The sequence below is a fragment of the Nonomuraea sp. NPDC048881 genome, assembly GCF_040649795.1.
Classification (GTDB): Bacteria; Actinomycetota; Actinomycetes; order Streptosporangiales; family Streptosporangiaceae; genus Nonomuraea.
Genome location: NZ_JBEZGC010000002.1, coordinates 1 through 15,082 on the forward strand (window position 1 = coordinate 1; position 15,082 = coordinate 15,082).

Consider the following 15,082-nt stretch of genomic DNA (forward strand, 5'->3'; position numbering starts at 1 on the left):
GCGAAGGTGAGAACTTAAGCGCCGGTAAACGGCGGTGGTAACTATAACCATCCTAAGGTAGCGAAATTCCTTGTCGGGTAAGTTCCGACCTGCACGAATGGCGTAACGACTTCCCCGCTGTCTCAACCGCAGACCCGGCGAAATTGCACTACGAGTAAAGATGCTCGTTACGCGCAGCAGGACGGAAAGACCCCGGGACCTTCACTACAGCTTGACATTGGCGTTTGGAGCGTCTTGTGTAGGATAGGTGGGAGACTGGGAAGCTCGGACGCTAGTTCGGGTGGAGTCATTGGTGAAATACCACTCTGGTCGTTTTGAACGTCTAACTCTGGTCCGTGATCCGGATCGGGGACAGTGTCTGGTGGGTAGTTTAACTGGGGCGGTTGCCTCCTAAAGAGTAACGGAGGCGCCCAAAGGTTCCCTCAGCCTGGTTGGCAATCAGGTGTTGAGTGTAAGTGCACAAGGGAGCTTGACTGTGAGACTGACGGGTCGAGCAGGAGCGAAAGCTGGGACTAGTGATCCGGCATCGGCGTGTGGAAGCGGTGTCGCTCAACGGCTAAAAGGTACCCCGGGGATAACAGGCTGATCTTCCCCAAGAGTCCATATCGACGGGATGGTTTGGCACCTCGATGTCGGCTCGTCGCATCCTGGGGCTGGAGTAGGTCCCAAGGGTTGGGCTGTTCGCCCATTAAAGCGGTACGCGAGCTGGGTTTAGAACGTCGCGAGACAGTTCGGTCCCTATCCGCTGCGCGCGCAGGAGACTTGAAAGGGGCTGTCCCTAGTACGAGAGGACCGGGACGGACGAACCTCTGGTGTGCCAGTTGTACCGCCAGGTGCACGGCTGGTTGGCTACGTTCGGAAGGGATAACCGCTGAAAGCATCTAAGCGGGAAGCTCGCCTTGAGATGAGGTCTCCCACCACGAGAGTGGGTAAGGCTCCCGGTAGACGACCGGGTTGATAGGCCGGAGGTGGAAGCACGGTAACGTGTGGAGCTGACCGGTACTAATAGGCCGAGGACTTGACCTCAAAGCTTTTTTGCTCGCGTCCACTAGGCAATTCTGAGACAGCAAACGGCGTTGTTCGTTTGACAGTTTCATAGGGTTACGGCGGTTATGGCGGGAAGGAAACACCCGGTTACATTCCGAACCCGGAAGTTAAGCTTCTCTGCGCCGATGGTACTGCACTCGGGAGGGTGTGGGAGAGTAGGTCACCGCCGGACAATCTTTCGAAAGGGCCCCACACACTTGTGTGGGGCCCTTTCGCATTCACCGGCATGACAACACGAACAGGGCCACCCCCAGCAGCCGGGGTGGCCCTTTTTTGCGTTCGGGGACCAGTGGGTCAGACGCGCTGCCACAAGGCCGGCACGTTGGGTGGCTCCCAACCGGCCATTGACGTGTGCCCTTGCAGGCACCGGTACGTCGACCCGCCGTAGGTTACCTGGTCACCCGCCTGGTAGGTCACCCCAACCTTCCAGGTTCCGCCGCCCGGAGACGGGCTAGTCGTGGGCGTGGGAGTGGGCGTCTGTGTGGGTGGCACGCCCTGCACGTTGAGCACGAAGTCGAACGTCGCTTCCTTCCCCGAGCCGACGGGGCGGACGTTCATGAGCAGTCTCGGGTCGTAGATGCTGTCGGTGTTGTTGCGCGGCTCGCCCGGGAAGTAGAGCTGCGTGGTGAGGATCCCACGGCCCGGAGCCTGCGCCTTAACGTGGATGTGCCGGGTACGGCCCGGGTAGAGGCCGGGCACGATGGTGGTGAGCTTGAAGGCCCCCTGGGCGTTCGTGTACTGGTGCCCGCGGAAGTTGTACGTGACGTTGTCGTAGTTGCCGTTGGTGTCGGCCTGCCAGAAGTCCAGCAGGACGTTCGCCAGTGGCTGACAGGACAGTCCGAACACGTACCCGCTCACCGTCAGCGGGGTGCCCGAGCCGGGGAGGGTCGAGCGCTGGGGGGAGTTGGGCTTGAAGTAGGGGCCCTCGGTCTGCGAGATCGTGAGATCGTCACCGTCGTCGCAGAACGGGGTGGGCTCCAGTTGCTGGCCGGTCCCGGCCATGGTGCGGGCCAGGGCCGGCACCTCGCCGATCAGGAACGGGACCGGTGTCGCTATGAGAGCCGCCTTGAACAGCGCCTTTCTGGTGATTCCGCGCTGCCTTTCCTCGCGAGTGTTCTCGCCTTCCACGATGGCCTCCTTGAAAGCGCCTGCTGGGGGGTAGAGCAGGCTGTTCTCCAAGGTGGCACCCTGCGGCTGAGGTGAGTACCCTCTAATTTTCTATACGATTCACGATATGTTTGCCCCGCGTCCAGACCGCTACGCGTGGTCAGTAGGGTTGAGGGGTGGATTATCGTGCGGTTGAACGTGCCATCCTGGAGCGGGGCGTCGAGTGGGACTTCGAGCCGACGCTCGACAGGATCGCTGCGCTCATGGATTTGCTCGGCTCCCCTCAGCGGGCGTACCCGGTCATACACATCGCCGGCACCAACGGCAAGACGACCACGGCGCGGCTGACCGAGGCGCTGCTTCGCGAGCGCAACCTCAGGGTGGGCCGGTTCACCAGCCCGCACCTGGTCACCATGCGCGAGCGCATCACGGTCGACGGCGAGCCGCTGAGCGAGGAGCGCTTCGCCGAGGTCTATGAGGAGATCGCGCCCTACGTCGAGCTGACCGACGCGCAGGGGCACCGGCGCATCCAGTTCTTCGAGCTGCTGACGGCCATGGCGTTCGCGGCGTTCGCCGACACGCCGGTCGACGTCGCGGTCATCGAGGCCGGCATGGGCGGTTCGTGGGACGCGACGAACGTCGCCGACGGCCTGGTGTCGGTCATCACGCCCATCTCCCTCGATCACATGGACCGGCTGGGTCCTGACATCCCGAGCATCGCCGGGGAGAAGGCCGGGATCATCAAGCCGGGCGCCACGACCGTGCTCGCTCAGCAGGAGCTGGCCGCGGCCGAGGTGCTGATGCGCCGCGCGGCCGAGGTCGGCGCGGTGGTGGCCCGCGAGGGGCTGGAGTTCGGCGTGCTCGGCCGGGAGATGGCGATGGGCGGGCAATTGCTCACCCTGCGCGGGCTCAAGGGCGTCTACGACGAGATCTACCTGCCGCTCTACGGCAGCTACCAGGCCAGCAACGCGGTGTGCGCGCTGGCCGCCGTCGAGGCGCTGACCGGTGGCGACGATCCGCTCGACGCGGACCTGGTGCGCCGGGCGTTCGCCCAGGCGGCCTCGCCCGGCCGGATGGAGGTCGTACGGCACACGCCCACGGTGGTGATCGACGCGGCGCACAACCCCGGCGGGCTGGAGGCGAGCCTGGAGGCGCTGCACGAGGCGTTCGACTTCGCCAAGGTGATCGGCGTGGTCGCCGTCATGCGCGACAAGGACGTCGAGACCCTGCTGGAGCTGCTGGAGCCGATGCTCGACGAGATCGTGGTGACGCGTAACTCCTCACCCAGGTCGTTGTCGGCGCAGGAGCTCGCCGCGCTGGCCGTGCCGCTGTTCGGCGAGGACCGCGTGCACGTCGTCGAGCGGCTCGACGAGGCCATCGACAGGGGTATCGGCATCGCCGATGCTGAGGGCGAGTTCAGTGGGACCGGGGTGTTCATCACCGGTTCGGTGGTGACTGCCGGAGATGCCCGGCATCTGCTCAAGGCGGATGGTGTGAGATGAATTTCGAGGTCACACCGGGCATGCGCAGGCTCGGCGCGAGCGTGCTCGGCATGGAGGCCATCGTGGCCGGGCTCATCACGCCGGTGGCGATCGTCGTGGGCGGCGTGGCCCCCGCGCTCGCCGTCGCGGTGGGCATCGGGCTGCTGGTGTTGTGCGTGGTCGCCGCGGGCCTGCTCAAACGGCCCTTCGGGTACGTCTTGGGCAGCGTCATCCAGGTGCTGGCGATCGCCACGGGCTTCCTCGTGCCGACCATGTTCTTCCTCGGCGCGATCTTCGCGGCGCTGTGGATCACCGCGATTATCGTAGCTCGCCGTGTCGAGGGCGTGACTTCCCGCTAAAGTCGGCCTACATGGCCGTCCCCCCGATTCAACGGTCGCCGCTTCCGGCTGGCCTCAGACATTCCTGGCTGCTCGACGTGGTGCTCGGGCTGCTCGTCCTCGTGGCGTTGCCGCTGGCGATCGTCGCGATACCCAACACGCTGTCCGTGGTCGCCGACCTGCTGCCGGGCGACTTCGACCAGATCGGGCTGAGCCGTACGCACGGGCTGGCGCTGCCCGCCCTGATGCTGACGGTGCCGCTCGCGGCGGTCGCGTTGCGGCGGATGAAGGTGGCTCACGTGCTGGTCGCGGGGCTCGCGCTGGTGGCGGTGGCCGACGCGGCGGGCGGATACGCGGCCTCCGAGCTGGTCGTCGGCGTCGTACGCGTGCTGCGCGGCGTCGGCGGCGGCCTGATCGTGCCGGCCACGCTGGTGGCGGTCTGGGACCGTACGCCCGCATTGCGTGGCCTGTGGGCCGGGGTGTTGTGCGTCAGCCTGCTGGAGGCTCAGGCGCTAGCGCTCTGGCCGCTGGTCGACGTGACGAGCTGGAAGGTCACGTTGCAGCCGTACCCGATGGCCACCGGGGTCGCGCTGGCGCTGGCGGCGGCGTACCTGCTGGTCTGGAGGCTCGCCGGGCGGGGGCCCGCGCCCGCGCCGGACGCCAGGGAGCGCAGTCGGCTGCTGCTCGCGGCCGCGCCCGCGGCGGGCATCGCGGTCGTGGCGGTCAGCACGGCGAGCGCGGGATGGGGCGTCGTCCCGGTGATCCTGCTGGCAGGGGTGGCGATCGCCGGGCTGCTGGCGCTCGGCTCGATCGGCCGGGCGGAGGGCCGCACGCACGCGTACGCGATGGTGGCCGTCGGGGTGGTGCTGCTGCCGAGCACGGCGCAGGTCACGCTGGTGGAGATGGGCGGTCTGGGCGGGCCGGGGCTGCGCGGGCTGTGGACGCCGTTCGGGGTGGCGGCGGTGCTCGCGGTCGTCGCCGGGGTGGGCGTGCGCATGTTCGCCAAGGGCGTGGGGCGGCTGGCGGCGCCGCTCGGGCTGCTGGCGATGGTGGTCGGCCTGTGCTCGGTGCGGCTGGTCGTCCCGTCGGCCGACGGGCTGGTGCTGGCGGTGCCGTTCACGCTGCTCGCGGTGGGCGCGACCGTGGCGGTCACGGCCACGCTCGGCGAGGTCGGGATCGGGGCGGCGGCGTTCGGGCTGTCGCTGGGCGTCGCCGGGGTGCTGGCGGGCTACCTGTTGGGCACCGGCGTGCAGATGTGGATGCTGGAGGGGGTCGGGTCGCGCCAGGAGCTGGTCGACAGCTTCGTGGGCGCGTTGCACTGGTGGGCGTTGATCGGCGGGTTCCTGCTGGTGGGCGTGATCGTGCTGGCGGCGGTGATGGGGCGGCGGCCGTCGCGGGAGGAGGAGCCGCCGTCCGGTGATGAGCCGGCGGAGGTCGCGGTCGCGGTCGGGGCCGGGCGTGAGCGCGGGGCCGCGGCGCAGGAGCCGGTCACGACGTGGGGCTCGGTCGTTCCCGAGGGCTCTCCCGCGCAGGAGGAGGACGAGCCCGCCGAGCCCGTGCCCGCGGTGCCGCCGCAGGCGCCTTCGCCGGAGGACGGCGAGCGGTCCTGAAGTCCTCGCCCGCGCGCGTCATGCCTGTGGCGACGAGGGTGTGGGTGCGGACGGTAAGCTGAGCGACGGCTATGGCGACGCGAGGGCCCGTGTCCCGCGGAGCGCCCTCGTGGTCAGGCCAGGCGCCCGTAGCCGCGACCCGAATCTGTTCAAAGGAGAACCACACGTGTCCGAGCGCACTCTTGTCCTGATCAAGCCCGACGGGGTGAAGCGTGGCCTCATCGGTGACGTGATCGCCCGCGTGGAGCGCAAGGGCCTCAAGGTCGTGGCGATGGACCTGCGCACCCTCGACGCCGACACCGCCAAGGCGCACTACGCCGAGCACGCCGAGAAGCCGTTCTTCGGCGAGCTGGTCGACTTCATCACCTCGGCGCCGCTCGTGGCCCTGGTCCTTGAGGGCCCGCGCGCCATCGAGGCCTTCCGCGCGCTGGCCGGCGCCACCGACCCGGTCAAGTCCGCCCCCGGCACCATCCGCGGCGACCACGCCCTGGAGATCGGCGAGAACGTCGTCCACGGCTCCGACTCGCCCGAGTCCGCGGCCAGGGAGATCAAGATCTTCTTCCCCGACCGCTTCTAGCAGTCAGCTTCACCCGCGCGCCCGCCGGCTTCACGCCGTGCGGGCGCGTCTTTTTGTCGGCGCCGGGTTGTAGCGTTCACCGAGTCTGGCAGGCGCGGGCGCAGTTGATCCGGTCGTGTGGGTGCAATTCGGGCAAAATCCAGGTTGAGGTAGGGGCTGGAGATTTTTGTGGAGCGCGAGGGCTCATTGCGCTCACTGGTGGGTACGTCACGTTACGATTCGAATTCGATCCGTAGTCATTCGCGAACGACGATACGGAGGGCTCCGTTCCCCATGGGCAGCAAGCTCGCGTTTCTCGGCCGTGACATGGCGGTCGATCTGGGCACCGCCAACACGTTGGTATACGTGCGTGGCCGGGGCATCGTGCTCAATGAGCCGTCAGTCGTAGCGATCAACACCACCACAGGCAAGATCGTGGCGGTGGGCATCGAGGCAAAGCGAATGATCGGTCGTACGCCCGGCAACATCGTCGCGGTCCGCCCGCTGAAGGACGGCGTGATCGCCGACTTCGACGTCACCGAACGGATGTTGCGCTACTTCATCCAACGAGTGCACAGACGACGCCATTTCGCCAAGCCGCGCATCATCATCGCCGTACCGAGCGGCATCACCAGCGTCGAGCAGCGCGCGGTGAAGGAAGCCGGATACCAGGCCGGCGCAAGGAAGGTCTACATCGTCGAGGAGCCGATGGCCGCCGCCATCGGGGCCGGGCTGCCGGTGCACGAGCCCACCGGGAACATGGTGGTCGACATCGGCGGCGGCACCACCGAGGTGGCCATCATCTCGATGGGTGGCGTGGTCACCAGCCAGTCGATCAGGATCGGCGGCGACGAGCTCGACCAGGCGGTGATCACGTTCGCCAAGAAGGAGTTCTCACTGATGCTCGGCGAGCGCACCGCCGAGGAGATCAAGATGGCGATCGGGTCGGCCTGCCCCAACGGCGAGGAGACCCACGCGGAGGTGCGGGGGCGCGACCTGATCAGCGGGCTGCCCAAGACGATCATCGTGTCGAGCGAGGAGATCCGCAAGGCCACCGAGGAGCCGGTCAACGCGATCGTCGACGCGGTGAAGACCACCCTCGACAAGTGCCCGCCCGAGCTGTCGGGCGACATCATGGACCGCGGCATCGCACTGACCGGCGGCGGTGCCCTGCTCAAGGGGCTCGACGAGCGGGTCAAGGCCGAGACCGGCATGCCCGTCCACCTGGTGGAGAACGCCCTCGACTCGGTCGCCATCGGCTCGGGCAAGTGCGCCGAGGAGTTCGAGGCCCTGCAGCAGGTGCTCGTTCCGGAGTCGCGGCACTGATGAGAGACTCGCGCCGGGCCCGGCTGATCCTGGGAGTGCTGCTGATGGCGGCGCTGGTCGTCCTGACCATCGACCATCGTGCGGGCGACAGCTCACCGCTGCGTCCGCTGCGCTCGGCGGGGTCCTGGGTGTTCGGCGCGGCCGAGCGGTTCGGCGGGGGCGTGGTGCGTCCCGTCGGCGGCTTCCTGCACGCCCTGGCCAGCGCGCCCAGCGCGCAGCGGCACATCGAGCAGCTCCAGGAGGAGAACGCCAGGCTGCGGGCTGGGCTGTCCTCCAGCACGCTCGACGCCACCCGCTCGGCGGAGCTGAAGAAGCTGCTCGGCCTCTCCGGCACCGGCGGCTACAAGGTGGTCACGGCCAACGTGGTGGCCAGGCGCGGGCAGCCGGGGTTCGAGGACAGCGTGCAGATCGACGTGGGCACCGGTGACGGGGTGCGTCCCGACATGACGGTGCTCAACGGTGACGGGCTGGTCGGCCGGGTCATCCACGCCTCGTCGGCCACCTCCACGGTGGTGCTGCTCGGCGACCCCGCCTCGGCCGCCGGGGGGCGACTGGAGGGCGGCCAGGAGATCGGCGTGGTGCACGGGGTGGGCGAGAACGGGCGGCTCGTGCAGTTCCGGCTGCTCGACTCGACGGCGCCGATGGAGCGGGGCGGTCGCATCGTCAGCTTCGGCTCCAAGAACGGGCGGCCGTACGTGCCGGGGGTGCCGATCGGGGTGATCGAGCGGGTGGAGTCCACGCCGGGGGAGCTGACCCGGATCGCCTACGCCCGGCCGTTCGCCGACCTGACGGCGCTCGACGTGGTCGGGGTGGTGGTCGAAGGGCCCAAGAGGGATCCGCGTGACGCGGTCCTGCCGGTCAAGGAGGGGGCGCGGTGATCGGCGGCGGCACGGCCTCCGGCGAGGCCGCTGCTGGTGTGGTGATCGGGGGATGAGAAGCGTGCTGCTTTCGGCGGGGACGGAGGCGCGGTGATCGGGGCGATGGTCGTGGTGCTGGCGTTGCTGGCACAGGTCATGCTGGTCAACCGGCTGCCGTTGCCGGCGGGCGGCGCGCCTGACCTGGTGCTGCTGGCGGTGGTGGGCATGGCGCTGGAGCGCGGGCCGGTGGCGGGGGCGATGGTCGGCTTCTTCTCGGGGCTGCTGGTGGACCTGGTGCCGCCGACCGCGCATCTGATGGGCCAGTACGCGTTCGTGCTGGCCGTGGTCGGTTATGTGGCGGGGCGCGGCGCGGGCGGGCCGGCGACGACCGTCGTGCTGTGCGTGCTGATCGCGCCGCTGGTGGCCGTGGGGGTGGCCGGGCTGCTGTCCGATCCGCGGGTGTCGCTGGCGACGCTGACCCAGCAGGTGCCCGTCACCGTTCTCTACACGCTCATCGTGGCGCCGGTGGTGATCTGGCTGGCCACCCGGGGGAGACAGCCGAGGTACTCGACATGATCCGCATGCGTACCAGGTTGCTGGTGCTGCACGTCCTGGTGGTGCTGCTGCTCGTCGTGCTGGCCGTACGGCTGTGGCAGGTGCAGGTCGTGCGCGGCCAGGAGTTCGTGACCAGGGCGATGGAGACCAGGACGCGCACGGTGATCGTGCCCGCGGTGCGGGGGCAGATCCTCGACTCGTCGGGGCGTCCGCTGGTGCGCAACAGGACGGCGCTGGTCGTGTCCGTCGACCGGACGAAGCTGAACAGGATGCCGGGCGGGGGGATGAGCGTGCTGCGCAGGCTCTCCTCGGTGCTCGACCGGCCGGTCAAGGACCTGCGGCAGCGCATCACGCCCTGCGGGCCGGGGGTGGGCAAGCCGTGCTGGACGGGGTCGCCGTACCAGCCGGTTCCGCTGGACGAGAAGGTGGACACGCGCGAGGCGTTGCAGATCCTGGAGCGGCAGGAGGAGTTCCCGGGGGTGACCGCGGAGATCCACTCCGTCCGGCAGTACCCGGGCGGACGGGCCGGGGCGCAGATGCTGGGTTACCTGCAGCCGGTGACCGAGGCGGAGCTGGAGAAGCGCGAGGGGCTCAAGGCCAGCTTCTCCGGTGTCGACCTGGCCGGGCGCGACGGCATCGAGTACGTCTACGACGACGCGCTGCGTGGCAAGTCGGGGCTGCGCAGGGTGCAGGTCGACCGGATGGGCAAGGCCCTCGGGGTCGAGGAGCAGGTGCCGCCGGTCGCCGGCGACCACCTGGTGACCAGCATCGACGCGCGGGTGCAGGCGGTGACGGAGAAGGCGCTCGCCAACGCGATGAAGAACGCGCCCGGGGCCGACGGCGGCGCCGCGGTGGTGCTCGACGCGCGTTCCGGGCGGGTGGTGTCGGTGGCCAGCGCGCCGGGGTACGACCCGGAGATCTGGGCCGGTGGCATCTCGGCCAAGGGCTACCAGTGGCTGTTGTCGGACAAGTCGGGTAAGCCGCTGGTGTCGCGGGCGATCAACGGGCAGTTCGCGCCCGGTTCGACGTTCAAGGTGTCGTCGGTGTCGGCGATGTTGCGGGCCGGGTATCCGCTCAACGGCACGTACGACTGCCCCGGGGCGTACATGGTGGGCGACCGGTCCTTCAGCAACTTCCGGGGGATCGGCCTCGGGCAGATGAACCTGCACACGGCGCTGGTCAAGTCATGCGACACCATCTTCTACCGGGCGGCGTACGAGCAGTACCTGAAGGACGGCGGGCGCAACCCGAAGAAGCGCACGAAGGAGGTGTTCGCCAACACGGCCAGGGCCTTCGGCTTCGGCCGGCCGACCGGGGTCGACCTGCCGGGCGAGTCCTCCGGGCGCATCCCCGACCGGGCCTGGAAGAAGGACCTGTGGAACCGCACCAGCGCCACGAGCTGCGAGCGGTCGCGCAAGGGATATCCGGAGGAGAAGGACCGGGCGCGGGCCGACTTCCTCAAACGCCTGGCCCTGGAGAACTGCACCGAGGGCTTCCTGCTGCGGCCCGGTGACTCGGCCAACTTCGCCATCGGTCAGGGCGACGTCCTGGTGACGCCGATGCAGCTCGCGCGGGCGTACATGGCGCTGGTGAGCGACGGCAAGGTCCGCAGCCCGCGCATCGGGTGGGCGCAGGTGAGGCCCGACGGCAAGGTGGTCAAGACCATCGACGTGCCGGTGGTCGGCAAGCTGCCGATCAGCGACAAGGAGCGTAACTACATCAAGAACGCGCTGAGCCAGGTGCCCTCCGACGGCACCGCGGCGGGGGCGTTCACCGGCTTCCCGATGGACAAGGTGCGCATCGGCGGCAAGACCGGTACCGCGGAGGTGTGGGGCAAGAAGGACACCTCGTGGTTCGCGTCGTTCGCGCCCACGAACAATCCGCAGTTCGTGGTGGTCGTCATGGTGTCGCAGGGTGGCATGGGCGCCTCGACCGCGGCGCCGGCCGCACGCGAGATCTACGAGGGCATCTACGGCTTCAAGGGGGAGCCGGCCGCCGTGCCCGGCGGAAGACTCCCGACCAAGCTGCCGAAGTTCGCGCCCGACGGGACGGTGATCCACCAATGAACCGCGCCGTGGCCGCGCGGCGGCCCTCGCTCATCCAGCGGGCGATCGGCGAGCACTCGGTGGTGCGCCGTATGGACGGGCTGATGCTGGTCGCGGTGGCCGGGCTGTGCCTGATCGGCACCCTGCTGGTGTGGTCCTCGACCCGCACGTGGGCGCCCGGCGCCACCGGGCTGGTCAAGAAACACCTGCTCAACGAGGTCATCGGCGTCACCTTGTGCGCCGTGGTGGCGATGGTCGACCATCGGGCGATGCGGGCGTACGCGCCGCTGGTGTTCCTGGTGTCGCTGGTGGGGCTGGCGCTGGTGATCACGCCGCTGGGCGCGACGATCAACGGGTCGCACTCGTGGATCCTGCTCGGAGGCGGGTTCGCGGTGCAGCCGTCGGAGTTCGCCAAGGTCGGGCTGCTGCTGATCATCGCGATGCTGCTGGCCCAGCCCGCCGAGGGCAGCGACCGGCCGCGCGCCCTGGACATCACGCTGGCCCTGGTCGCGGCGGGCATCACGATGGGGCTGGTGATGTTGCAGCCCGACCTCGGCACGGCACTCGTGCTCGCCGTGATCACGGCCGCGGGGCTGGTGATCGGGGGCGTGCGCAAGCGGTGGATCGTCGGGCTGGTGCTCGTGGCGGCGGCCGGGGTGTTCTGCGTGTTCTGGTTCAACCTGCTGGAGCCGTACCAGGTGGCGCGGTTCACCGCGTTCGTCGATCCGAAGGTCGATCCGCGCGGGGTGGGCTACAACAGCACGCAGTCGCTGATCGCGATCGGTTCCGGGCAACTGCTGGGCAAGGGGCTCTTCGGCGGCGGGCAGACGACCGGCCGGTTCGTGCCAGAGCAGCACACCGACTTCATCTTCACGGTGGCGGGGGAGGAGTTCGGGTTCATCGGGTCGGTCACTGTGGTGCTGCTGCTCGGCGTGGTGCTGCTGCGCGGGCTGAAGGTCGCCAGGCACTGCGACGACCGGTTCGGCACGCTGGTCGCGGGCATGATCGTGTGCTGGTTCGCGTTCCAGACGTTCATCAATGTCGGGATGACGATCGGGATCATGCCGATCACCGGTCTGCCGCTGCCTTTCGTGTCCTATGGCGGCACTGCCACGTTCGCGAACCTCATGGCGGTAGGGCTGCTTCTGGCCATCAGAGTGCGGCGGCAGTCGTTCAACTGAGCGCGTAACGGGGGCCGTCCGCCGGCGGGCCGGATTTGTCACCGTCCGCGCGCCGCTACCCTGGACGGTATGCCTGTCGAGTCGATATTCCACCGCCTGGAAGCGCTGCTGCCCAAGGTGCAGAAGCCCATCCAGTACGTCGGGGGTGAGCTCAACTCGACCGTCAAGGACTGGGACTCCGCCGACGTGCGGTGGGCGCTGATGTACCCGGACGCCTACGAGGTCGGGCTGCCCAACCAGGGCGTGGCGATCCTCTACGAGATCCTCAACGAGCTGCCCCGCACCCTGGCCGAGCGCACCTACGCGGTCTGGCCGGACCTGGAGGCCCTCATGCGGGCCGAGGGCGTGCCGCAGTTCACCGTCGACGCGCACCGGCCGGTGCGCGCCTTCGACGTGCTCGGCCTGTCGTTCTCGACGGAGCTGGGCTACACCAATATGCTGACCGCGCTCGATCTGGCCGGGATCCCGCTCAACGCGGTCGACCGGGGCGAGGACGACCCGATCGTGCTCGCCGGCGGTCACGCGGCCTTCAACCCCGAGCCGATCGCCGACTTCCTCGACGCGGCCGTGCTCGGCGACGGCGAGCAGATCTCGATCGCCATCTCCGAGGTCATCCGTGAGTGGAAGGCCGAGGGGCGTCCCGGCGGGCGCGACGAGCTGCTGATGCGGCTCGCCGAGTCCGGCGGCGTCTACGTGCCGAAGTTCTACGACGTCGACTACCACCCCGACGGGCGCATCAAGCGGGTCGCGCCCAACAGGTCCGAGGTGCCGTGGCGGGTGCACAAGCACACCGTGATGGACCTCGACGAGTGGCCCTATCCGAAGAAGCCGCTGGTGCCGCTGGCCGAGACGGTGCACGAGCGGTTCAGCGTGGAGATCTTCCGCGGCTGCACGCGCGGCTGCCGCTTCTGCCAGGCGGGCATGATCACCCGTCCGGTGCGGGAGCGTTCGATCACCACGATCGGCGCCATGGTCGACAACGGCATCAAGGAGTCCGGCTTCAACGAGGTCGGCCTGCTGTCGTTGTCCTCGGCCGACCACTCCGAGATCGGCGAGGTCGCCAAGGGCCTGGCCGACCGCTATGAAGGCACCAACACCTCGCTGTCCCTGCCCTCGACCCGGGTCGACGCCTTCAACATCGACCTGGCCAACGAGTTCTCCAGGAACGGCAGGCGCTCGGGTCTCACGTTCGCCCCCGAGGGCGGCTCCGAGCGCATGCGCAAGGTGATCAACAAGATGGTCACCGAGGAAGACCTCATCCGCACGGTCACCACCGCCTACTCGCAGGGCTGGCGGCAGGTGAAGCTCTACTTCATGTGCGGGCTGCCCACCGAGCAGGACGAAGACGTGCTCGGCATCGCCGACCTGGCCAAGAAGGTCATCCAGGCGGGCCGTGAGGCGACCGGCAGCCGCGACATCCGCTGCACCGTCTCCATCGGCGGGTTCGTGCCCAAGCCGCACACCCCGTTCCAGTGGGCCGGGCAGGCCGACCATGAGACCGTCGACCGGCGGCTCAAGGCGCTGCGCGACTCGCTGCGCGGCGACAAGCAGTACGGCCGGGCCATCGGCTTCCGCTACCACGACGGCAAACCGTCCATCGTGGAGGGCCTGCTCTCGCGCGGCGACCGCAGGGTCGGCGCGGTGATCAGGGCCGTGTGGGAGGCCGGCGGCAGGTTCGACGGGTGGAGCGAGCACTTCTCCTACGACAGATGGATGCAGGCCGCCGAGAAGGCGGGCGTCGACGTCGACTGGTACACCACGCGTGAGCGGGCCGAGAACGAGGTCCTTCCGTGGGACCACCTCGACGCCGGGCTCGACCGCGAATGGCTCTGGCAGGACTGGCAGGAGGCCGTGTCCGGTGGCGAGGTCGAAGACTGCCGCTGGACCCCGTGCTACGACTGCGGGGTCTGCCCGACCATGGGCACCGAGATCCAGATAGGCCCGACAGGGCGCAAGCTCCTTCCTCTCACCGTGGTCTAGCGCGCTCAGTGGGCGAGCCGTGTCACGGCGTACACATACACGTGTCGCGGCGGCTTATCCTGGGAGAAGGAACTCTTACAAGGGAAGGACGCAAAGCTCTGAAACCTGTTCCCGACGGGCCTCCGCCCGCGCCTACGGTGCAGCGCCTTCGTGTGCGTTACGCCAAGCGCGGACGTCTGCGCTTCACCAGTCACCGCGACATCTCGCGGGCCGTCGAGAGGGCGGTCCGCCGTGCCGGCATTCCGGTGGCCTTCAGCGCGGGCTTCTCGCCCCATCCGAAGATCTCCTACGCGGGCGCAGCGCCGACCGGTGTCGCCAGCGAGGCCGAATACCTCGAGATCGGTGTCACCAGGCTGTGCGACCCCGAGCAGGTCAAGTCGAGCCTGGACGCGTCACTGCCGCCCGGTCTCGACGTGCTCGACGTCGTGCAGGCGGGCCCGGGGGGGCTGGCCGACCGCCTGGAGGTCTCCGACTGGGAGGTACGCCTGCCCGGGGCCGATCGCGAGCTCGCCGAGACGGCGGTGGAGAAGTTCCTCGCGGCGGGCACCGTGGAGGTCGAGCGCCTCACCAAGAAGGGCCCCCGGCGCTTCGACGCGCGGGAGGCCGTCCTGGGGCTCGTGGTGTCCGAGGGAACAGACAGAACCGCAGCTCAGGTGCCAGGACAGACGTGTGTCATACTGCGCATGGTTGTTCGGCACATGACGCCTGCCGTTCGACCCGATGATGTGCTCACAGGGCTGCGCCTTGTGGCCGACTTCGCGCCGCCGGTCCCCCCCGAGGTGACCAGGCTGGCGCAGGGGCCGCTCGACGCCGGTACCGGTGCGCTTGCCGACCCGCTCGGCCTTGACCGCGATACGACGCGCGGCGGCGAGGCGGGACCGGCGGGTGAGCACGTCGTCGGCTAAGGAGGTGCCCTGCGCGAGCGGGGCGCCACCGCTGACAGGACTTGGCGCCCGCGCCTCCTTTCCGGAGGTGGGGGCGGACAACGAGACACGAGGG

At 68.8% G+C, this 15,082-nt stretch carries 12 protein-coding genes and 2 rRNA genes; 13 read left to right on the plus strand and 1 reads right to left on the minus strand.

Going from position 1 to position 15,082, the window contains the following annotated elements; translation table 11 throughout:
• Both AB0C33_RS05540 and rrf read left to right on the plus strand, forming a co-directional pair.
• Positions 1-1,026 (plus strand): 23S ribosomal RNA (locus AB0C33_RS05540); the annotation flags it as partial.
• A 76-nt stretch (positions 1,027-1,102) separates the two neighbouring features.
• Positions 1,103-1,219, plus strand: a 5S ribosomal RNA gene (rrf, locus tag AB0C33_RS05545).
• Positions 1,220-1,341: 122 nt separating this feature from the next.
• Here rrf and AB0C33_RS05550 read toward each other — a convergent pair.
• Positions 1,342-2,175, minus strand: coding sequence for a carbohydrate-binding protein (locus AB0C33_RS05550; protein WP_358283946.1), 834 nt, complete (start codon positions 2,173-2,175; stop codon positions 1,342-1,344).
• Between the two features lie 155 nt (positions 2,176-2,330).
• Between AB0C33_RS05550 and AB0C33_RS05555 the strand changes: the two genes are divergently transcribed.
• From AB0C33_RS05555 to AB0C33_RS05605, 11 genes are all read left to right on the plus strand, one after another.
• A complete protein-coding gene (locus AB0C33_RS05555) occupies positions 2,331-3,656 on the plus strand; it encodes a folylpolyglutamate synthase/dihydrofolate synthase family protein (RefSeq protein ID WP_358283948.1) in 1,326 nt (441 codons plus the stop codon).
• Positions 3,653-3,994, plus strand: coding sequence for a DUF4233 domain-containing protein (locus AB0C33_RS05560; protein ID WP_358283950.1), 342 nt, complete (start codon positions 3,653-3,655; stop codon positions 3,992-3,994). Before AB0C33_RS05555 ends, AB0C33_RS05560 begins: the two co-directional genes overlap by 4 nt.
• An 11-nt stretch (positions 3,995-4,005) precedes the next feature.
• Entirely contained in the window at positions 4,006-5,583 is a 1,578-nt protein-coding gene (locus tag AB0C33_RS05565) for a hypothetical protein (protein ID WP_358283953.1), read from the plus strand.
• A 166-nt stretch (positions 5,584-5,749) separates the two neighbouring features.
• Positions 5,750-6,160, plus strand: coding sequence for a nucleoside-diphosphate kinase (gene ndk / locus AB0C33_RS05570; protein WP_352358020.1), 411 nt, complete (start codon positions 5,750-5,752; stop codon positions 6,158-6,160).
• 273 nt (positions 6,161-6,433) lie between these two features.
• Positions 6,434-7,465 carry a rod shape-determining protein gene (locus tag AB0C33_RS05575; RefSeq protein ID WP_352328454.1) on the plus strand — a complete coding sequence of 344 codons (1,032 nt, stop codon included), beginning with the start codon at positions 6,434-6,436 and terminating at the stop codon, positions 7,463-7,465.
• Positions 7,465-8,343 (plus strand): rod shape-determining protein MreC, encoded by an 879-nt coding sequence (gene mreC, locus AB0C33_RS05580; RefSeq protein ID WP_358283955.1) that lies wholly within the window; start codon positions 7,465-7,467, stop codon positions 8,341-8,343. Before AB0C33_RS05575 ends, mreC begins: the two co-directional genes overlap by 1 nt.
• A gap of 90 nt (positions 8,344-8,433) precedes the next feature.
• Complete coding sequence (gene mreD / locus AB0C33_RS05585; RefSeq protein WP_352328456.1) at positions 8,434-8,898, plus strand: rod shape-determining protein MreD; 465 nt, start codon at positions 8,434-8,436, stop codon at positions 8,896-8,898.
• On the plus strand, positions 8,895-10,943 hold the full coding sequence (gene mrdA / locus AB0C33_RS05590) for a penicillin-binding protein 2 (RefSeq protein ID WP_358283958.1): 2,049 nt from the start codon (positions 8,895-8,897) through the stop codon (positions 10,941-10,943). Before mreD ends, mrdA begins: the two co-directional genes overlap by 4 nt.
• The gene (rodA, locus tag AB0C33_RS05595; protein ID WP_358283960.1) at positions 10,940-12,103 is read left to right on the plus strand and encodes a rod shape-determining protein RodA; all 1,164 of its coding nucleotides are present in this window, start codon (positions 10,940-10,942) and stop codon (positions 12,101-12,103) included. Before mrdA ends, rodA begins: the two co-directional genes overlap by 4 nt.
• A gap of 69 nt (positions 12,104-12,172) precedes the next feature.
• Positions 12,173-14,083: a TIGR03960 family B12-binding radical SAM protein gene (locus AB0C33_RS05600; RefSeq protein ID WP_358283962.1), complete on the plus strand. Its 1,911-nt coding sequence runs from the start codon at positions 12,173-12,175 to the stop codon at positions 14,081-14,083.
• 152 nt (positions 14,084-14,235) lie between these two features.
• Positions 14,236-14,988 carry a TIGR03936 family radical SAM-associated protein gene (locus tag AB0C33_RS05605; RefSeq protein WP_352329263.1) on the plus strand — a complete coding sequence of 251 codons (753 nt, stop codon included), beginning with the start codon at positions 14,236-14,238 and terminating at the stop codon, positions 14,986-14,988.
• The last annotated feature ends 94 nt before the right edge of the window (positions 14,989-15,082 follow it).

What these genes read in the sequence shown, in the direction of transcription:
- mreC (WP_358283955.1), top strand. Translation starts at nt 7,465, where the DNA reads ATGAGAGACTCGCGCCGGGCCCGGCTGATCCTGGGAGTGCTGCTGATG.
- AB0C33_RS05575 (WP_352328454.1), top strand. Translation starts at nt 6,434, where the DNA reads ATGGGCAGCAAGCTCGCGTTTCTCGGCCGTGACATGGCGGTCGATCTG.
- rodA (WP_358283960.1), top strand. Translation starts at nt 10,940, where the DNA reads ATGAACCGCGCCGTGGCCGCGCGGCGGCCCTCGCTCATCCAGCGGGCG.
- AB0C33_RS05565 (WP_358283953.1), top strand. Translation starts at nt 4,006, where the DNA reads ATGGCCGTCCCCCCGATTCAACGGTCGCCGCTTCCGGCTGGCCTCAGA.
- AB0C33_RS05600 (WP_358283962.1), top strand. Translation starts at nt 12,173, where the DNA reads ATGCCTGTCGAGTCGATATTCCACCGCCTGGAAGCGCTGCTGCCCAAG.
- AB0C33_RS05560 (WP_358283950.1), top strand. Translation starts at nt 3,653, where the DNA reads ATGAATTTCGAGGTCACACCGGGCATGCGCAGGCTCGGCGCGAGCGTG.
- mrdA (WP_358283958.1), top strand. Translation starts at nt 8,895, where the DNA reads ATGATCCGCATGCGTACCAGGTTGCTGGTGCTGCACGTCCTGGTGGTG.